The sequence below is a fragment of the Streptomyces zhihengii genome (assembly GCF_016919245.1).
GTDB classification, from domain to species: Bacteria; Actinomycetota; Actinomycetes; order Streptomycetales; family Streptomycetaceae; genus Streptomyces; species Streptomyces zhihengii.
Genome location: NZ_JAFEJA010000002.1, coordinates 1,035,304 through 1,053,403, shown reverse-complemented (window position 1 = coordinate 1,053,403; position 18,100 = coordinate 1,035,304). Strand labels below are relative to the sequence as shown.

Sequence of the window (18,100 nt, the reverse complement as noted above, 5' to 3'; positions counted from 1 at the left end):
CTCACACCCCGTACACCCGGCTCACCCCTCCCACCCCGCCCGCGCGCCGCGCCCACGCACCCCGACACCCCGCACTCCACGTCCCGAACACCATCCGACCCGTCGAACGACTGCCCGCGAGGAGCCCCATGTCCCCGTCCTCCGCACCACGCCGCCCCGGCGAGCCGGCGCTCGCCGCGCTCGGACTGGGCGGCCCGGATCCCGATCCCGCCGACGCCTCCCCGCACACCTTCCCCGACGGCGGCCGCTGGCGCGTGGAGATCCCCTCCGTCGAGGGCCCCGAGGCACTGACCGCCGTGCTCACCGAGGCCGCCGCGCTCGACGTGCCGGTGCACCGCGTCAGCCAGGGCTCCGGCGTCTGGATGCTCACCGACGCGGAGATCACCGAGATGGTCCGCGCCACGGCCGAACGCGACGTCGAGCTCTGCCTGTTCACCGGTCCCCGCGGCACCTGGGACACCGGCGCCTCCACCCGCACCGACTCCCGCGGCGCGGGGTTGCGCGCCCGGGGCCACGACGCCGTCGCCGGCTGCGTCGAGGACGCCGTCCGGGCGACCTCGCTCGGCGTCGGCTGTCTGCTGGTCGCCGACGAGGGCGTGCTGTGGACGCTGCACCGGGCGCGGACGCGCGGCATCATCCCGGCCGACACCACGCTCAAGGTCTCCGCGCTGATCGGGCCGGTCAACCCGGCGGCGTACGCGGTGCACGAGGGGCTCGGCGCGGACTCGCTCAACGTGCCCAGCGACCTGACCCTGCAGCACCTGACGGAGATCCGCCGGGTCAGCGGGGCGCCGATGGACATGTACGTGGAGGCCCCGGACGACCTCGGCGGTTATGTGCGGATGTACGAGGTGGCCGAGCTGATCCGGCGCGGCGCGCCGCTGTACCTCAAGTTCGGCCTGGCGAAGGCGCCTTCGATCTATCCCTCGGGACTCCATCTGCGCGAGACCGTGCTGAGCACCGCCCGGGAACGGGTGCGGCGCGGACGCCTGGTGCTGGACCTGCTGGCCCGGCACGGCGCGGACGGCGGCATGTCGCCGCTCGGCTCCCGGCTGCCGGGCGAGCTGCGCCGCTTCGCCTGCCCGGCGGACTGACCCGCGGGTGCCGGGACCGGTGCGGTCCCGGCACCCGCGGGCAGCGCTCAGGCGCCGGGGGCCAGGCGGATCACGTTCCACGACAGGGGTTCGAGGGTGACGTCCAGGATGCCCGCCGCCAGCACGGCCCCCTCGCCCTTGCGGGGTGCGACGCGGTCGGGGTCGGCGAGGGTGTTGCGGGCGTCCGGGTCCTCGTCGGCCAGCACGCTGTGCTCGACGACGGTGTCGAGGCCCAGTCCGTTCAGCGTGACGCGCAGCGGCAGCGGCCGGCGCAGGTCGCGGTTGACGGCGAAGACCGTGACGCCGCCGGTCTCCGGGTCCCGGACGGCGGTGGCGTGCAGCAGCGGCACCTCGCCGTAGCGGGCGGTCTCGTGGACGGGCGACTCCACGCGCACGTCGAGGACCTCGCCCCGGCCGTGGCGGGACGCCTGGGCGAACGGGAAGAACGTCGTCTGCCGCCACGCGGGGCCGCCGGGCTCGGTCATGATCGGCGCGATGACGTTGACCAGCTGGGCGAGGCAGGCGACGGTCACCCGGTCGGCGTGGCGCAGCAGCGCGATCAGCAGCGAGCCGACGACCACCGCGTCGGTGACGCTGTAGCTGTCCTCCAGGAGCCGGGGCGCCTCGGGCCAGTCGAGCGGCGCGGCCGCGGACTCGGCCTGGAAGCGGCTCATGTACCAGACGTTCCACTCGTCGAAGGAGAGCTGGATCCGCTTCTTCGACTTCAGCCGGGCGCCCACGTGGTCGCAGGTCGCGACGACGTTCTCGATGAAGGACTCCATGTCGACGGCCGAGGCGAGGAAGGAGTCCCGGTCGCCGTCGTGCTCCTCGTAGTAGGCGTGCAGGGAGACATGGTCGACGAGGTCGTACGTCTCCTCCAGCACCGTCGCCTCCCAGGCGGCGAAGGTGGGCATGGACTGGTGGGAGCTGCCGCAGGCGACGAGTTGCAGGCCGGGGTCGATCTGGCGCATGGCGCGGGCGGTCTCGGCGGCCAGCCGGCCGTACTCCCGGGCCGTCTTGTGGCCGGTCTGCCAGGGGCCGTCCATCTCGTTGCCCAGGCACCACAGGCGGATGCCGTACGGCTCGGCGTCCCCGTGCGCCGCCCGCAGGTCCGACAGCGCGGTCCCGGAGGGGTGGTTGGCGTACTCCAGGAGCTCGACGGCCTCGGCGACCCCCCGGGTGCCGAGGTTCACCGCCATCATGGGCTCGGCCTGCGGGCCCGCCTTGGCGACGAAGGCGATGAACTCGCTCAGCCCGAAGCGGTTCGTCTCGGTGGAGCGCCAGGCCGGGTCCAGGCGCCGGGGGCGCTCGTCGACGGGGCCGACCGAGTCCTCCCAGCGGTAGGCGGAGACGAAGTTGCCGCCGGGATAGCGGATCGCGGTCACGCCGAGTTCGCGGACGAGTTCGAGGACGTCGGTGCGCAGTCCGTCCTCGTCGGCCGCGGGGTGGTCCGGCTCGTGGATGCCGGTGTAGACGCAGCGGCCCAGGTGCTCGACGAAGGAGCCGAAGAGCCGGGGGTCGACCCTGCCGACGGTGAAGGCGCGGTCGAGTGTGAACCGGGCGGCGGGGAGGGCGGTGGCCTCGGACATACTGTCCTCTCGACGTTCGATATATCGCACAGTGATCGTGATTCCGAACGGACCGTATGCGGGGACGGGCCGGGCGTCAATGGGCCCGGGAGACCGCGGGCGCGCACCCCGGGCGAAGGTGCCGGGGAGACCGCGGGCGGCCCGCGGGCGAAGGTGCCGGGGAGACCGCGGGCGCGCACCCCGGGCGAAGGTGCCGGGGAGACCGCGGGCGCGCACCCCGGGCGAAGGTGCCGGGGAGACCGCGGGCGGCCCGCGGGCGGAGCGGCCGGGAAGACCGCGGGCGGCCCGCGGGCGAAGGTGCCGCACACCGGGCGGCCGGGCGGACAGTGGTGTCCGCCCGGCCGCCGGGTCCGTGTCAGCCGGCGAAGGCGGGCTGTTCCAGCCCGCGGCCCGCGCCGGGGAGCACCAGCAGGGAGCCGGAGAGCGGATGGGGCGCGTCCAGCCCGGTGCGGGCCGAGGTGATGTAGAGGTCCGTCAGGTCCGCGCCGCCGAAGGCGCACGCGGTGGGCCTGAGCACCGGCAGCTCCAGGACCCGGTCCAGCCGGCCGTCGGGCGTGTAACGGCGGATCGCGCCGCCGCCCCACAGGGCCACCCACACACAGCCGTCCGCGTCCACGGCGAGCCCGTCGGGCCAGCCGGCACCGTCCTCGACGACCGCCAGCGGGCGGCGGGCCTCGGGGAACGGCACGTCCGACGCCAGGTCGACGACGTCTATCCGCCGCGTCGGGGTGTCGATGTAGTACACAAGGCGGCCGTCGGGGCTCCAGCCCGTGCCGTTGCTGACCGCGACGGACGGCAGCAGCGGCGTCGCGGCGCCGTCCGCGGCGTACCGGGTGAGCGTGCCGCCGCCGGGCGCCTCGTCGTAGCGCATGGTGCCGGCCCACAGGGACCCGTCGGGGGCGATCGCGGCGTCGTTGCCGCGCCGCCCGGGGACCGGCTCGCGGTGCAGCCAGCCGAAGGAGCCGTCGGGGCCGTAGAGCCCCACGCCGTCACGGAGGTTGACCACCAGCCCGCCGCCCGCCCGGGGCTTCGCCGCGCCGACGTGCTGCCCGGTGGCGGTCACCGTGCGCCGCCCGGCCGCCGGATCCCAGGTGTGGACCCGGGAGCGCAGGATGTCCACCCATATCAGCCGGCGCGCCGCCGCGTCCCAGGTCGGCCCCTCCCCCAGCGCCGCGTCGTCGCGGACCGCCACCTCGACCGGCGTCCTCACACCGCCCCCCGGAAGCCGAGCCGGCCGGACAGCTCGGCGGCGCCCTTGGCCGCCAGTTCCGCGAGCTCGGCGCGCCGTCCGTCGCTCCAGCGGATCATCGGCACCGAGACGGACAGCGCGGCGACGACCCGCCCCGCGCGGTCGCGCACGGGCGCCGCGACACAGCTCACGTCGGCGTTGGACTCCATGCTCTCCAGCGCCGTGCCGGCGGCCCTGATGCCCGCGAGCTCGGCCCGCAGCCGGACGGGGTCGGTGATGCTGTTGGGCGTCATGCCCACGAGTTCACCGCCCTCGGGGATCCGGGCGTCGAGTTCGGCCTCCGGCAGGGAGGCCAGCAGCATCTTGCCCACGGCGGTGCAGTGCGCCGGCAGGCTGCGCCCGGCGGCGGACACCATGCGCACGGCGTGGGTGGAGTCGGCCTTGGCGATGTACAGGACGTCCACACCGTCGAGCACGGCGAGATGGACCGTCTCGCCGCAGGTGTCGGCGACCGTCCGGGCGACCTCCTGGCCCTCCCGCGCGAGGTCGAGCTGCTCCGCGTAGCGGCTGCCGAGCTGATAGGTGCGCACACCGAGGCGGTACCGGCCCTGGCGGCCCTCCACCGGGACGATGTAGGAACGGGCGGCGAGGGTGGTCAGCAGCTCGTGGACGGTGGTGCGGGGCAGTTGCAGCCTGCGGACGATGTCGGGCGCGCTGAGCGTGCCGTCGCCGTCCAGGAAGAGCTCCAGGATGTCGAAGGCCCGGGTCACCGCGGGGACGAGACGTCCCATGATGTTCCCCCTTGTTTCCGCTTGTTCGGTATTTCAACAGGTGGTCGACAGGGCGAACAGTGTAGCGGCGCACCGGCCTCCCGGGGAGATCCCGGAAGGCCGGCGCGCACCGCCCGCGGGGCGCGGGAGACGGCCGCGTCCGCGTCCGTCAGGAGCGCGGGCCGAGGAAGAGGCCGCCGCTCGCGTCGACGACCTGACCGGTGATCCAGCGGGCGGCGTCGGAGGCGAGGAAGGCGACCACGTCGGCGACGTCGTCGGCCGAGCCCAGCCGGTCGAGCGCCGTCGCGCCGGTGATCCGTGCGGCGAGGCCCGGCACCTCGAAGACGTCCCCGTTGGCCTCCGTCCTGGTGGCTCCGGGGGCGACGGCGTTCACCGTGATCCCCCTGGCCCCGAGCTGGTTGGCGAGGGTCCTGCTCATCGTCTCGACGGCGGCCTTCGTCATGGCGAAGGACGTCTGGGCCGGGTTGGCCATCCGGGTCGCCACCGAGGAGATCGTGATGATCCGGCCGCCGTCGGGCAGCAGGGGCAGTGCCTGCTCGACGATGAAGTACGGCGCCCGCACGTTGACCGCGAACAGGCGGTCGAACTCGGCCCGGCTCGTCGTGCCGAGCGGGCCCGCCGGCGCGGCGGCCGCGTTGTTGACGAGGATGTCGAGCGGCCTGCCGGACAGGCGCTCCGCGACACCCGCGAGAAGCGTCTCGGCGTCCCCGTCCACTCCCAGTTCCGCCCGGACGGCGTGGGCGGTGCCGCCCGCCCGCTCTATCGCCTCCACCGTCCCCGCCGCCCCTGCCGCGTCCGAGCCGTAGTGCACCACGACCTCGGCCCCGTCCGCCGCGAGCCGGGCCGCGATCGCCCGCCCGATGCCCCGTGACGCACCCGTCACCAGTGCCGTCCTGCCGGTTCGACCGTTCACGCCGCCCACCCCATCCATGTGTTAGTCACTAACATGGAAGTAGTGTCTACCATATGACGGAGCGAAAGCCGACCCTGAGGGACCAGCAGCGGGCCGCGACCCGGCGCGTGATCCAGGCGCACGCGGTGCGGCTGTTCACCGACCGCGGCTACGACACGGTGACGGTGGCCGAGGTGGCCGAGGCCGCCGGCGTCTCGGCGATGACGGTGTACCGGCACTTCCCCACCAAGGAGGACCTCGTCCTCGTCGACCGGCCCGCCCTGCTCGTCGCCGAGAAGGTCGCCGCGTCGCCCCCGGACCTGCCCGTGGTCCGCCGTGTCGCCGGCGCGCTCGTCGAGGCGGCCGGCGTGCTGACCGGCGGCGGCGAGGAGGGCGGACGGGCGCCGGACGAGCGGTTCCTGCTGGACTGCCTCCGGCTGATGATCGCCACACCGGCGCTGCGGGCCCGGCACCTGGACAGCCAGTACGCGCTCCAGCAGGCCGTCGTCGAAGCCCTCGGCCACGACGCCGCCGACCAGGACGCCGCCTTCGGAGCCCGGGCGGCGACGGGGGCCTGCCTGGCCGCGATGCACACGGCGCTGACGCAGTGGGCCGAGGACGACGGACGGACCGCGCTGCCCGCCCTGATCGCGCGGGCGCTCACGGCGTCCTTCGGGGACGTCCTCGCCGGCGGTCCGGGCGAAGGCGGCCCCGCCGCACCGCCGGGCACGGGGTGACCGGTCCCGCCGCACCGGACCGACCCGCCCCGGACCCCGGCGCCGGACCGGACCGACCCGCCGCCCGACCCGGGCGCCCCCGCCGACGGACCCACTCGCCGAACCGGAACCGACCCGCCCCCAACCCGCGCGCCCCCGCCGACGGACCCACTCGCCGGACCGGACCGACCCGGCCAGTGGTCACGGAGTGACCCGCCCGCCCGACCCGGGCGCCCCCGCCGACGGACCCGTCCCCCGCTGCGGACGCCCCCGGAGGACCCGCCCCCTCCCGCTGGTCCGTACGGCGGCACGGGCCCGCGCCCCGTGTCGTCCCGCGCCTACGATCGACGCACCTGCGACCATGATCCGGCCGGGCTGAGCGGCTTCACCCCGGCCGGGGTGAGGGAACCCGCATGACGCTGCCCCAGTCCCCGGACGTCGCCTCGCTCAAGGCCCTCGTGCGGCGCGAGATCGAGACCCTGCGCACCGAGGTGGGCCGGCGCGCCGCCGCGGCCCCCATCCCCCGGGAAGCCGACCGGGCCGTCGCCGCGGACCTCGCGCAGGAGTGCGCCTGCGGCCTGGGCACCGGCCCCTCCCACAGCTGCCGGGACGGGGGCGAGGACCACGACCCGTGGGCCTGCCTGTGCGCCACGCTGCCCGCCGTGCCGGTCTCCGCCGCGCTGCTCTCCCCCGTGCGCGGCCCGGACGGCGGCATCGCCGACTTCCTCATCCGGGCCGGCAACCACGTGCGCTCGGCCGAATGGCTGCCCTCCCCCGACCAGCAGGTCGGACGGCTCTTCACCGAGGCCCGGCCGGGCGTCGCGGCGGGCGGCCTGATCGCCGCGCTGGCCGAGGTGGTCGAGACGGGGCGCGCCCTGACCGGCCGGGTCGTCGACTACACCGAGGAGCGCGAGGGCGGGCTGCGGCGGGCGCAGCTCGTGCACTACGCGGCCTCCTGCGACGGGCAGGTGCTGACGACCTGGCACGCCGTGCGCGACCAGGCCGAGATGCTCACCATCGACGCCCAGCACCTGGCCTCGATGGGCTGGGGACGCTGGGACCTGCTCTCGGGCGCCGTCACCTGGTCCGAGGGCATGCAGCGGATCTTCCGCAGCGATCCCGCGCTGCCGTGGACGCTGCTGGAGCTGTGCGACGCGCTGGTCCCCGCCGACTCCGGGCCGTTCGGCGAGTTCCTCTCGTCCGTCCTGGCGGGCGAGGAGCCGGCCTGGACCCGGGTGCGGTTCACCGTGCTCGGCGAGGAGCGCACGGTCGACCTGCTGGGACGGCCCGTCACGGACACCGACGGCCGGTCCTGGGCCATCCAGATCCTGGCGCACGACCTCACCCCGCAGATGCGCAGCCGGCGCCGGGTGGTGGAGAAGCAGGGCGAGGCGGACCAGTTGCGGCAGCAGGCGGCGGCCGAGCGGCATGTGGCCGGTGCGCTGCGCGAGGCGCTGCTGCCGTCGTACTCGGAAGGGCTCGCCGGTCTCGGGCTGACGGCGGCCGCCGCCTATCTGCCGGCCGAGCAGGACGCGGCGGTCGGCGGCGACTGGTTCAAGTGCCGGCCGCTGGCGAACGGGCGGGCACTGATCGCCATCGGGGACGCGAGCGGGCACGGTCTGGACGCCGTGGCGCGGATGGCCCAGCAGCGGTACGCGGTGGCCGGCCTCGCGCAGACCGGGGCCGACGCCGGGGCCGTCACGACCTGGCTCAACGAGCTGGTGGCGGGCGACTGGGCGGTGGACACGGCGACGGTGGCGATCTGCCTCTACGACCGGGACCGGGTGCTGCGCTGGGCCAGCGCGGGTCACCCCGCTCCCCTGCTGCTGCGCGGCGAACGCGCGTTCCCCCTGCCGACCGGTCACCGGGGGCCGCTGCTGGGGGCGCTGTCCGGACACCCGTACGAGACCGCCGAGTTCCCGATGCTGCCGGGCGACGTGCTGCTGCTGTACACGGACGGCGTGGTCGAGCGGCGCGGCCAGGACATCGAGGTGGGCATCGACCAGCTCACGGCCTCGCTCGCCGACTGCCGGGGCGTCTCGCCGCGGAGCGTAGTCGACCGGCTGGCCGAGGAGTACGTGCGCTCCGCGCACGACGACGACGCCTGCCTGCTGGCGGTGCGCTTCGACTGAGGCGGCCCGCGCGGCTCAGCGGCGGCGCTCCTCGCCACGCTCGGGGTACGGGCCGCCGGGCAGCGGCCACAGGTGGGCGGTCTCCCCGGGCGCGAGCTGGTCGACGACGTCGGCCAGCGCCACGCACGCCTCCTCGATCCTCCGGCGCACCGCCCGCTGCTCGGTGACCAGGGCCCCCAGCAGCAGCCCGGTGAGCGCGGCGGCGCCGTTGAGCGCCTGGAGGAGGGCCATCGTCTCCAGCATCGAGCGGCCCTCGAAGGGGCCCTGTCCGGAGGTGGCGGCGGTGACCGCGAGGACCGAGACCACCAGGGTGCAGGGCGCGGAGCCGGCGAGCTGGTAGCGCAGCGCCGCCCAGATCAGCACCGGGAACACCAGGAAGAGCAGGGCCGACTCGGTGCGGGTGGCGAACCAGGCCACCGCAAAAGTCACCAGGGCGAGCACCACCGCCTCGGTCCACCAGAAGTCCCGGTTCGCCGCCGGCCGCCCCGCGCTGCGCAGCACCAGCAGCATCGGGGTGACCACGAGGACGCCCATGGCGTCCCCGGCCCACCAGGCGGCCCAGATGGGCCAGAAGTCGTCCGGCGCCAGCGAGCCGCTCATGACCAGGGTGCCCGCGCCCGCGGTGGCGCTGATCAGCATCCCGGCGAGCGCGCCGAGGAACACCAGCGCCACACCGTCCCGCAGCCGGTCCAGCGCGGGCCGGAAGTCCGCGATCCGCAGCATCAGGTACGCCGCCACGGGTGCGAGCGTGTTCCCGGCGAGGATGGCGAGGGCGTCGACGCTCACCGAGCTGATCGTCGCGATGGTGGCGAGCGCCCCGATCACGATGCCCGGCCACACCGACAGGCCCATCCACAGCAGCGCGGCCAGCGCGATGCCGGTGGGCGGCCACAGCGGTGTGACGACGGAGCCGTCGACGACCACCCGCTCGGTGAAGCCGATGCGCCCGCCCAGCCAGTAGGCGCCGGCGACGGCGAGGATGCGCAGCGCCGCTGCGGCCGGACGTCTCAGTTGCTCGCTGCGGATCACGCATGTCATCACACAACGCCGTCGGCCCTCCGTCGCCGTGACACGCGCTGCGAGGCCCGTCCCGGGGCCGTCCGGACCCCCGTGCCCACCCCCGTCCGTGCCGCGCTCACTCCGGGACGGCGGCCTCCGCGGCGCCCATGAGCACCAGGACGGCGGCGTCGTCGGTGTGGTCGGTGAGCGCCGTGAGGCCCATCACCCCGGCCGCGAGGCCGCCGGCGGACACGCGCTCACGGACCGCCCGGCCGACCAGTTCCGACACCGCGCCGAGGCCCGCCTCGATCGGGAAGGCGGGCCCTTCGACCACCCCGTCGGTCACCAGGACGAGGGCATCGCCCTCCGTGAGCCTGCGGCGGACCACGGGGTAGACCTCGCCGGGCACGATGCCCAGCGGGACCCCGGTCTCGTCCTCGACGATCCCGCACCCCTCACCGGACGCCCAGACGGCCGGCACGTGCCCGGCGCGGGCGCTCTCCACCACGCCGGTCGCCGGGTCGAACCGCAGGAAGCTGCAGGTGGCGAAGAGGCCCTGGTCCACGGAGAGCAGCAGGTCGTTGGCCCGGCCCAGGATCTCGCCGGGGTCCACGGTGGCGGTCGCGACGGCGCGCAGACCGATGCGGATCTGCCCCATCACGGCGGCCGCCTCGACGTCGTGGCCCTGCACGTCGCCGATGGACAGGCCCAGCGAGCCGTCGGGGAGCAGGAAGCCGTCGTACCAGTCGCCGCCGATGTCGAGCCCGTTGCGGGCGGGTGCGTAGCGGGCGGCCACCCGCAGGCCCGCCACTTCGGGCAGGTCGCTGGGGAGCATGGACCGCTGGAGGACCTCGGCCAGCTCGACCCGGGCCTTCTGGATCTCGGCGGTCTTGCGCGCCCGGTCCGTGAGCCTGCCGAGGGCGGTGAGCAGGTCGTCGGCGGAGGCCGACCGCGGATGACGCCGCCAGGTCATGGGACTCTCCGCGCCACCTTGACCTCCTCCTGGCCCCGGCTTCCGCCCGCTCGCGCGGCGGGCCGGCCCGGCAGGGCTCGCACAGCCCGACCCCAGTGTATTTCCGCCCGCATCGTTCCGCCGGGCGGGCGGAAACGGGCCGCCCGGGGGCATCCGGGCGGCGTTCCGGCCCTCCGGCGGGAGGGCGCCCCGGCGCCGGATGAGTACGCGGGGCACGGCGGACTGAGTATTCCGGCCGATTTCCGCGAGCCCGCCGACTGGTCGGATGAGGGGCATGACCTCCGAAGTCCCCCGCCGCGCGCGCCTGCGGCAGATGACCTCCACCGGCACCGTGCTCGCCGGTGTGCTGCTGCCCCTCGCGGCGGGCGTCCTGCTGGCCCGAAGCGTCGGCGCGGACCCGCTGACCCCGGTGAACGCGCTGATCACGGGCGGTGCCCAGCGTGCCGCGGCACGGCAGCCGCGGCTGCCCGGATGCCGCCGGCACGCGCTGCTGGGCAGGGCGCCGGCCGTGCGGTCGGCGGCGCTGCGGATCGCTCCGGCCGCCTCCCGCTGCGCCGGTATGCTCGCCCGCGTCCGGCCCGGGGCGGCGCCGGACCGGGTCCCCGCCCGGAGCGGCCCCGGGGCCGGGTGACCGCCGGCCCGGACGCCCGGGTCGTCCGTCCGGGTGAAGGGGCGGGTGCACGTGCGGGACGTGGCGGGGGCGACGGCCGGGGCGGGCGGGACGCGGTGGGCGCAACGGCCGGGGCGGGCGCGACACCCGGGGCGGCAGGAACCGTTCGGGGCCGTTCCCACCAGCGGGGATACTGGTCGGTCGGGCAACAACTCGCCGACCACGAGAGGCAGATGGATGGACGACGCACTGGGGAAGGGCTCCGCCCGGCGGGGCGCGGGCGGGCGGCGGCACGCGGTCGTCGTCGGCGGAAGTCTCGCGGGGCTGCTGGCCGCGCACGTGCTGGCCGAGCACGCGGAGAGGGTGACGATCGTCGAACGCGACCGCCTCCCGGACGAGCCCGGTGTGCGCCCCGGCGTCCCGCAGGGCCGGCACGTCCATGTGCTGCTGGAGGGCGGGCAGCTGGCGCTCGACGCGCTGCTGCCGGGCTTCATGGCCGGACTGCGGGCGGCGGGCGCGCCGCGGGTGGGCATGCCGTCGGACATGGTCCAGTGGCAGGGCGGCCGGTGGTTCCGGCGCACGGAGGCGACGACGCACATCTACACCGGGTCCCGGGGGCAGGTGGAGCATCTGGTGCGGGCGCGGGTGCTCGCCAACCCGCTGATCTCGGTGCTCGGCTCGACCGAGGCCGTGGGACTCGCGGGCGACGCCCGCCGGGTGCGCGGTCTGCTGGTCCGCGAGCGCGGTGCCGGCGCGGACGCCGAGCCCCGCACGCTGGAGGCGGACCTGGTGGTGGACGCCTCCGGGCGCGGCACCCGGGCGGACCGGTGGCTGTCGGCGATCGGGGCGGAGCCGCCGGAGGAGGAGACCATCGACACCGGACTCGCCTACGCCTCGCGGCTCTACCGCAACACGAGCGACCACCTCGGCACCGGGGCGCTCGGCTACTACGTCTACCCCAGCGCCGACCAGGTCTACAGCGGCGGGGTGCTGCCGCTGGAGGACGGGCGCCACCTGGTGATCCTCGCGGGGCTGCGCGGCGACGAACCGCCCACCGACGAGGAGGGGTTCACGGCGTACGCGGCCCGTTTCCCGCACCCGTTCATCCATGAGTGGATGAAGGAGGCCGTGCCGGAGTCGGCGCCGTTCGGGTTCCGCCGGACGTCCAACGTCCGCCGCCGCTACGACCGTCCGGGCCGCCGGCCGGCGGGCTTCCTCGCGACGGGCGACGCGCTGTGCACGTTCAACCCGATCTACGGGCAGGGCATGGCGGTGGCGGCGATGAGCGCGGTGGCGCTGCGGGACGCGCTGGCCGACCCGCGCCGCGTCCCGACGACCCGGCGGGTGCAGCGCGCCCTCTTCGAGGCGTCGCGCCAGGCGTGGGACATCTCGGCGGGCGCGGACCGCGCGATGCCGGGCGCGGCGGGCAGCGCGGTCGCCACCCGCGTGGTCGACCGGCCGGCGGGCTGGTACCTCGGGCGGGTCCAGCAGCGGTACCCGGGGGACCCGGTGATCGGCCCGGCGTTCCGCTCGGTGCTCACCCTGACCTCCCCGGTGAGCGCCCTGTTCGCGCCGCAGGTGGTGCGCGCGGCGCTCTTCGGCCCGGTCGCGGAGACCCCCTCCGGCCCGCCCCTGGAGCGCGAGGCGCCGACGGGGTGAGCCGGCGCGCGCCGGGCGCCGGGCGACGGACGACGGGCGACGGGCGACGGGCGGCGGGCGACGGGCGGCGATGGTCGGCATGCCGCCGACCTCGCACGGGGGCGGGCCGGGCGCGGGCGCGCCGGGCCCGGTCGGCCGGTGAGGTCCGGGCGGGCCGAACGGCACCCGGCGGCCGGGTCGCCGGGTGCCGGAGGGCACAGGCCCCTGACCGGCGGGCCCCGGACGCCGCCCTGTGCCAGCCCGTCCGGCGCTTGAGGACACGGCCGCAGGCCGTGCCGCGCCGGGCCGAAGGGGCCCGGGCCGGCTCGGGACGCCCGTCCCGCGCCCTCGGGCACCCGGCGGGCCCGCCCCGGCGCAGGGACCGGGCCGGCGGACCGCTCAGCCGGCCGGCCCGGCCCCGGCGGACCGCCGGAGGCCGACCCGACCCCGCCGGGGCCCGCCCCGGCGCCGCTCAGGCGGTGGCCGGGACGACCGTGTAGTGGACGACCGTGTCCTCGCACGGCCCTTCGGCGAAGACCTTCATCGCCTCCATCTCCGCGGTGTCGGCGTCCAGCCCCCAGCGCAGCTTGGTGGCGACCCACTCGGCGATGTAGCGGCAGTGGGCGGACGGCTCCGCGGGGATCCAGTCGGCGGGGTCGCGGTCGCCCCGGGCCCGGTGGGTCCCGGTGGTGAGCACGGTGAGGGGCTGGGGCGCGCCCTGGTCGTTCGCGTACGCCTCGCGGCGCGCGGCGGGCCAGGCGGCGGCGCCGGACTCCCACGCCTCGGCGGGCGGGACGGTGTGGGCGACCACCGCCGCGTCGGCGCCGGTGATCTGTCCGCCCCCGGTGTACGGGGCCCAGCGTCCGCCCGTGAGGCGGCAGCCGGGGCCGGCGGCCGGTACCTCGACGGCCTCGGCGAGCAGGACCTCGGCGCGGGTGTCGCACCCGTCGTCGGGCACCAGGCCGGCGTTCCAGTGCGGGAAGGCGTCCGGGCCGGGGGCGGCCCCCGCCTGCTCGGGCACGACGGGGACCCGGCCGACGGCGTCGGCGAGCGGCACGACCTCGGCCGCCCCGGCGGGAGCGGGCGGGGCCAGGCAGAGGGCGGCGAGGAGGGAGACGAGGGCGAGCACGCGCGGCGTGCGCAACCGGTGTGTGGTCATGGGGCGGTGATAGCGGGCCCGGGGCCCGCCCGGGGGCGGACGGCGCGGACGATCACCCGCGCGGGTGTCGCGGTTCACCGCAGAAACGTTGCCGGACCGCCGGCCCGAACCGGCGGCCCCGGCCGTCCGTCCGAATCCGCCCCCGGCCCGGTCGGCCGCAACCGGCAGCCCGCCCGGCCCGTCCGCAACCGGCCGCCCCGCCCGCCCCGACCCGTCGCGCCGGGGCGGCGACACGCCCGGGATGCACGGGTGGGCCGTCCGGCCGTGTCCTCGGGGCGGGTACGGGCGTTGAACCGGGTGTCCGTCGTCAGCGCTTTCGCGAGGGGGACCTACGTGAGCAGCGACGCACCGTTCTTCACCGCCGACTTCACTTCGACCGCCCAGTGGGTTGCGGGCCGGTCATGGGCCTATCCCGAGGGAGGCCCGCGCAATCGCTCCGACAACAAACTGGACCATCTCACCGACGATCCCGCGTACAGCCGGGAAGGCGTCTTCCGCGCCACCCGGCGTGACGACGGCTACTGGGACACCGGACTGCTGACCACCGAGGAGAGCGAGGAGGGCTTCGCCCTGCGCTCCGGCGACGTGCTGGAGACACGGGTGCGGCTGCCCGAGGAGACCGGCGCCTGGCCCGCGGTGTGGACCTGGCGCGACGGGGGCAACGAGGTGGACGTCTTCGAGTACCACCCGGACAACCCCGGCCTGCTGGAGCTGACCAACCATGTACGGGGCGGCCAGCGGTACTTCAGCGACCCCCGGATCCGGCCCGGCGCGCAGGTGGACCTGCGGGTCGAGTTCGGGTCGGGCTCGGTCGTCTGGTGGGTCAACGGCAGACGCGTGTTCGCCGACGGCCGCGGTGTGGGCCGTCGCTGGCGGGCGTACATCATCGTGAACCTCTCGGTGTGCGCGGGGCGTTACCACCCGGCACCCGACGAGGACGTCACGGAGATGTCGTACGCCGTGGAGTATCTGCGGGTCCACCGGCGCCGTTGAGGCCGGCGGGCACGGTACGGGGCCGGGCGGCACCGGCCGCCCGGCGGATCGCCGAGGGGCTGGTGCCGAACCACCGGGTCACCGCGCGGCGCAGGGTGCGGGCGTCGCTGAAGCCCAGCAGTCCTGCGACGGTATGCAGGGGCAGGTCGCCGGTGGTCAGCAACTCCTCGGCGCGCACCAGGCGTACGGAGTCGACCAGGGCCTCGTACGTGGTGCCGTGGCCGGCCAGCCGCCGGCGCAGCGTGCGCTCGCTCATGCCCCGGGCGAGCGCCTGCTGCGCGAGGGGAGGCACCCTCGGCAGACCGCGGGCGACCGACACCTCCAAGCCCTCCACCAGGTCCTGCCGTTCCCGGCCCCGGGTGCGGGCCGCGTCGAGGAGCTGGACGACCTGCGCGAGCGCGTAGGCGTCGGCACTCGGCACGGGGCGGTGCAGCCAGTCGTCGCCGAACTCGATCCGGTCGTCGTCCGCGCCGAAGCGCACCGGGCAGCGGAACCACTCCTCGTACGCGCCCCCGTAGGACGGCCGGGCGTGCCGGACGGCCACCGCGCGGGGCGCGAAGTCCCCGTCCAGGGAGTCCCGGACCAGGGCGACGATGCTGCCGAACGCCTCCTCCAGCAGGAAGGCCCGCAGCCCCGAGTCGGTGTAGCGGGCCCGCGCGAGGACCGCCGCGCCGCCCGGCACGGGCTCCATCCGGTAGTCCAGCATCGAGCCGGCCACGCCGTGGTGGCGCACCCCGAGGTCGAGGGCGTGGCCGAGGGTGGGGCTGGCCAGCAGGCCGAAGCCCACCAGCCCCCACGCGGTGACCCGTTGGCGGCGGCCGACGGCGAGGCCGAGCGCCGGGTCGCCGAGCGAGCCGAGCGCCTCCCGGATGACGCTGCTGCCCTGGCGGTAGGAGATCCGCCCGCCGACCGCGCTCAGCGCGCCCTCGCTCAGTCCGGCGCGGCGCAGCGCGGGCCCGAGGTCGTGGCCGCGTTCGGCGGCGACCAGGGTGAGGTAGCGCAGCAGGTGCGGAGTGATCGTGGCCGATCCGTACCGGGGATCGGCGAGGCCGGCCGGCGGCGGTGACGGTCGGGTCATGTGATCTCTCCTCCGGCCCGTCACCTTAGGCATTCGGCACGGCCGCGGACAGGGGGCGTGGCCGGTGAAGTCCCGTTACTGGCCGGTCCGGTCCTCTCCCCCGCCCGGGAACCGCCCTTACCGTCGGTCACACCCGTTGTCCCACTGCATCGCGAGGGAGCAGGCATGCGGTCCCCCACCACGCGCGCGAGAGCGGTCTCCCTGCTGCTCGCCGGGGCGCTCGGCGCCCTGACCCTGTCGGCCGTGCCCGCCGCGTCGCCCGCCGGCGCCGCGACCGCGGCACCCGAGGCCGCCCCGGACGGCACGGCCTACCTGGTCGGCCGCGGCATCGCCGATGTGACCGGCGAGGCGGCCGAGGTCGGCATGATGGGCTACTCCAGCTTCGACCAGAAGGCCACCGGCATCCATCAGCGCCAGCGTTCACGGGCGTTCGTCGTCGCGGACCCGGCCGGCAACCGGGTCGTCTACGTCAACGCGGACCTGGGCATGATCTTCCAGTCGGTGCGCCAGGGCGTCCTGGCCGAGCTGGGGCGGCGCTACGGCTCGCTCTACGGCGAGCGGAACGTGCTGCTGTCGGCGACCCACACCCACGCCGGGTCCGGCGGCCACTCCCACCACATCGCCTACAACCTGGCGTCGCTCGGCTTCCAGAAGGACACCTACCGGGCCATCGTGGACGGCATCGTCGAGTCGGTCGCCGAGGCGCACGAGGACCTGAAGCCGGGCACCATCAGCCTGGGCCGGGGCGAGCTGACGAACGCCAGCGTCAACCGGTCGAAGACCGCGTTCGACCGGAACCCGGCGGCGGACCGGGCCGCGTTCCCCGGCGGGATCGACCCGGCGATGACGGTGCTCCGCTTCCGCCAGGGCGGCAGCGACGTCGGCGCGATCAGCTGGTTCGCCACCCACAACACCTCGCTCACCAACAAGAACACCCTGCTGAGCCCCGACAACAAGGGGTACGCGTCCTACGCGTGGGAGCACGACGACAAGGGCGTGCGCTACCTGGACGACGCCAAGGGCTTCGTCGCCGCGTTCCCGAACACCAACGCCGGTGACATGTCGCCGAATCTGAATCTCAAGCCGGGATCGGGGCCCACCGAGGACGAGTTCGAGAACACCCGCATCATCGGCGACCGGCAGTACACCCGCGCCAAGGAGATCCACGACCGCGCCACCGTCCCGGTGACCGGCGGGGTGGACGCGCGGCTGCGGTACGTGAACATGGAGCAGGTGACCGTCGACGGCCGGTTCACGCCCGACGGGCGGGAGCACCGGACCTGCCCGGCGATGGTCGGCGCGTCGACGCTGGCGGGCAGTGTGGAGGACGGCCCGGCGATCCCGGGCTTCACCGAGGGCATGAACAGCCCGGTGGCGAAGCTGCTGGAGCCGCTGCGCATCGACCCGCCCGAGTGGCTGGTGGGCTGCCAGTACCCGAAGGCGAACCTGGTGCCCACCGGGCTGGTGTCCTCCGTAGTGCCGGCGACCCCGAGCGTGCTGCCCGTGCAGATCATGCGGATCGGCCAGTTCTACCTGGTGGCGGGGCCGGCCGAGTACACGGTGGTGGCCGGGCTGCGGATCCGCCGCTCGGTCGCGGCGGAGCTGGGCGTGCCGCTGGAGAACGTGCTGATGCAGGGGTACGCGAACGCCTACAGCCAGTACGTGACGACCCCCGAGGAGTACGACCTCCAGCAGTACGAGGGGGGCTCGACGCTCTACGGGCGCCACACGCTGCCCGCGTACCAGCAGGAGTTCGCCTCGCTGGCCGCGGCGATGCGCGCCGGCACGCCGGTGGACCACGGCCCGCTGCCGGCCGACCACTCGGCGGGGCAGATCACGCTGCAGACGGGCGTCGTGATGGACAACCCGCCGGCGGGCAGGTCGTTCGGCGACGTGCTCACGGCACCGGCCCAGAGCTATGCGCGGGGGTCGACGGTGACGGCGGAGTTCGTGACCGGGCACCCGAAGAACAACCTGCGCCGGGGCGGCACCTTCCTGGAGGTCCAGCGGCAGGTCGACGGCCGCTGGGTGCGGGTGCTGGACGACGGCGACTGGGACACCGTCTACCGGTGGGTGCGGATCAACGGCCTGCTCGGCACCTCCAAGGCGGTCCTGACCTGGCGGATCGCACCGGGCACGCCGCCGGGGACGTACCGGATCGTGCACCACGGCGACGGGAAGAGCCTGCTCGGCAGGGTGACCGCCTTCAGCGGGTCGACGGCCGCGTTCACCGTGCGCTGACCGGGC

At 75.6% G+C, this 18,100-nt stretch carries 15 protein-coding genes; 7 read left to right on the top strand and 8 right to left on the bottom strand.

All coding sequences use genetic code 11. The features are described 5' to 3' along the window. Window positions 1-128 precede the first annotated feature (128 nt). Window positions 129-1,094 carry a hypothetical protein gene (locus tag JE024_RS32305; protein ID WP_205377437.1) on the top strand — a complete coding sequence of 322 codons (966 nt, stop codon included), beginning with the start codon at window positions 129-131 and terminating at the stop codon, window positions 1,092-1,094. A 47-nt stretch (window positions 1,095-1,141) separates the two neighbouring features. On the opposite strand, the gene arfA is transcribed toward JE024_RS32305, so the two are convergent. The 4 genes from arfA to JE024_RS32285 form a co-directional block, all read right to left on the bottom strand. Beyond that, window positions 1,142-2,683 carry an arabinosylfuranosidase ArfA gene (gene arfA / locus JE024_RS32300; RefSeq protein ID WP_205377436.1) on the bottom strand — a complete coding sequence of 514 codons (1,542 nt, stop codon included), beginning with the start codon at window positions 2,681-2,683 and terminating at the stop codon, window positions 1,142-1,144. A gap of 355 nt (window positions 2,684-3,038) precedes the next feature. After that, window positions 3,039-3,893, bottom strand: coding sequence for an SMP-30/gluconolactonase/LRE family protein (locus tag JE024_RS32295; RefSeq protein ID WP_205377435.1), 855 nt, complete (start codon window positions 3,891-3,893; stop codon window positions 3,039-3,041). Then, the gene (locus JE024_RS32290; RefSeq protein WP_205377434.1) at window positions 3,890-4,663 is read right to left on the bottom strand and encodes an IclR family transcriptional regulator; all 774 of its coding nucleotides are present in this window, start codon (window positions 4,661-4,663) and stop codon (window positions 3,890-3,892) included. Before JE024_RS32290 ends, JE024_RS32295 begins: the two co-directional genes overlap by 4 nt. A gap of 148 nt (window positions 4,664-4,811) precedes the next feature. Then, complete coding sequence (locus JE024_RS32285) at window positions 4,812-5,594, bottom strand: SDR family oxidoreductase (RefSeq protein ID WP_205377433.1); 783 nt, start codon at window positions 5,592-5,594, stop codon at window positions 4,812-4,814. 35 nt (window positions 5,595-5,629) lie between these two features. Here JE024_RS32285 and JE024_RS32280 point away from each other — a divergent pair, with 35 nt between their 5' ends. Together JE024_RS32280 and JE024_RS32275 are read left to right on the top strand one after the other, a co-directional pair. Then, entirely contained in the window at window positions 5,630-6,292 is a 663-nt protein-coding gene (locus tag JE024_RS32280) for a TetR/AcrR family transcriptional regulator (RefSeq protein WP_205377432.1), read from the top strand. Between the two features lie 392 nt (window positions 6,293-6,684). Beyond that, window positions 6,685-8,403, top strand: coding sequence for a PP2C family protein-serine/threonine phosphatase (locus JE024_RS32275; RefSeq protein WP_205377431.1), 1,719 nt, complete (start codon window positions 6,685-6,687; stop codon window positions 8,401-8,403). Between the two features lie 15 nt (window positions 8,404-8,418). Here JE024_RS32275 and JE024_RS32270 read toward each other — a convergent pair whose 3' ends face one another. Together JE024_RS32270 and JE024_RS32265 are read right to left on the bottom strand one after the other, a co-directional pair. Then, window positions 8,419-9,432, bottom strand: coding sequence for an MASE1 domain-containing protein (locus tag JE024_RS32270; protein WP_205377430.1), 1,014 nt, complete (start codon window positions 9,430-9,432; stop codon window positions 8,419-8,421). Window positions 9,433-9,538: 106 nt separating this feature from the next. Further along, a complete protein-coding gene (locus JE024_RS32265) occupies window positions 9,539-10,375 on the bottom strand; it encodes a PP2C family protein-serine/threonine phosphatase (RefSeq protein WP_205377429.1) in 837 nt (278 codons plus the stop codon). Window positions 10,376-10,649: 274 nt separating this feature from the next. Between JE024_RS32265 and JE024_RS32260 the strand changes: the two genes are divergently transcribed. Beyond that, window positions 10,650-11,006 (top strand): hypothetical protein, encoded by a 357-nt coding sequence (locus tag JE024_RS32260; protein ID WP_205377428.1) that lies wholly within the window; start codon window positions 10,650-10,652, stop codon window positions 11,004-11,006. A 216-nt stretch (window positions 11,007-11,222) separates the two neighbouring features. Continuing rightward, window positions 11,223-12,644: an FAD-dependent oxidoreductase gene (locus JE024_RS32255; RefSeq protein ID WP_205377427.1), complete on the top strand. Its 1,422-nt coding sequence runs from the start codon at window positions 11,223-11,225 to the stop codon at window positions 12,642-12,644. A 451-nt stretch (window positions 12,645-13,095) separates the two neighbouring features. Here JE024_RS32255 and JE024_RS32250 read toward each other — a convergent pair whose 3' ends face one another. Beyond that, window positions 13,096-13,782 carry an HNH endonuclease family protein gene (locus tag JE024_RS32250; RefSeq protein WP_205377426.1) on the bottom strand — a complete coding sequence of 229 codons (687 nt, stop codon included), beginning with the start codon at window positions 13,780-13,782 and terminating at the stop codon, window positions 13,096-13,098. 333 nt (window positions 13,783-14,115) lie between these two features. On the opposite strand from JE024_RS32250, the gene JE024_RS32245 reads away from it, so the two are divergent. Then, window positions 14,116-14,775, top strand: a complete 660-nt coding sequence (locus tag JE024_RS32245) for a LamG domain-containing protein (protein WP_205377425.1) — start codon at window positions 14,116-14,118, stop codon at window positions 14,773-14,775. Here the strand turns inward: JE024_RS32245 and JE024_RS32240 are convergent. Further along, window positions 14,723-15,853, bottom strand: a complete 1,131-nt coding sequence (locus JE024_RS32240) for an AraC family transcriptional regulator (RefSeq protein WP_205377424.1) — start codon at window positions 15,851-15,853, stop codon at window positions 14,723-14,725. The genes JE024_RS32245 and JE024_RS32240 overlap by 53 nt on opposite strands. Window positions 15,854-16,018: 165 nt before the next feature. Between JE024_RS32240 and JE024_RS32235 the strand changes: the two genes are divergently transcribed. Continuing rightward, window positions 16,019-18,094 carry a neutral/alkaline ceramidase gene (locus tag JE024_RS32235; protein WP_205377423.1) on the top strand — a complete coding sequence of 692 codons (2,076 nt, stop codon included), beginning with the start codon at window positions 16,019-16,021 and terminating at the stop codon, window positions 18,092-18,094. Window positions 18,095-18,100 lie beyond the last annotated feature (6 nt).

Excerpts from the sequence above, each read along its gene's own strand:
- JE024_RS32305 (WP_205377437.1), top strand. The coding sequence starts at position 129 with ATGTCCCCGTCCTCCGCACCACGCCGCCCCGGCGAGCCGGCGCTCGCC.
- arfA (WP_205377436.1), bottom strand. The coding sequence starts at position 2,683 with ATGTCCGAGGCCACCGCCCTCCCCGCCGCCCGGTTCACACTCGACCGC.
- JE024_RS32290 (WP_205377434.1), bottom strand. The coding sequence starts at position 4,663 with ATGGGACGTCTCGTCCCCGCGGTGACCCGGGCCTTCGACATCCTGGAG.
- JE024_RS32285 (WP_205377433.1), bottom strand. The coding sequence starts at position 5,594 with ATGGATGGGGTGGGCGGCGTGAACGGTCGAACCGGCAGGACGGCACTG.
- JE024_RS32280 (WP_205377432.1), top strand. The coding sequence starts at position 5,630 with ATGACGGAGCGAAAGCCGACCCTGAGGGACCAGCAGCGGGCCGCGACC.
- JE024_RS32275 (WP_205377431.1), top strand. The coding sequence starts at position 6,685 with ATGACGCTGCCCCAGTCCCCGGACGTCGCCTCGCTCAAGGCCCTCGTG.
- JE024_RS32265 (WP_205377429.1), bottom strand. The coding sequence starts at position 10,375 with ATGACCTGGCGGCGTCATCCGCGGTCGGCCTCCGCCGACGACCTGCTC.
- JE024_RS32260 (WP_205377428.1), top strand. The coding sequence starts at position 10,650 with ATGACCTCCGAAGTCCCCCGCCGCGCGCGCCTGCGGCAGATGACCTCC.
- JE024_RS32255 (WP_205377427.1), top strand. The coding sequence starts at position 11,223 with ATGGACGACGCACTGGGGAAGGGCTCCGCCCGGCGGGGCGCGGGCGGG.
- JE024_RS32250 (WP_205377426.1), bottom strand. The coding sequence starts at position 13,782 with ATGACCACACACCGGTTGCGCACGCCGCGCGTGCTCGCCCTCGTCTCC.
- JE024_RS32240 (WP_205377424.1), bottom strand. The coding sequence starts at position 15,853 with ATGACCCGACCGTCACCGCCGCCGGCCGGCCTCGCCGATCCCCGGTAC.
- JE024_RS32235 (WP_205377423.1), top strand. The coding sequence starts at position 16,019 with ATGCGGTCCCCCACCACGCGCGCGAGAGCGGTCTCCCTGCTGCTCGCC.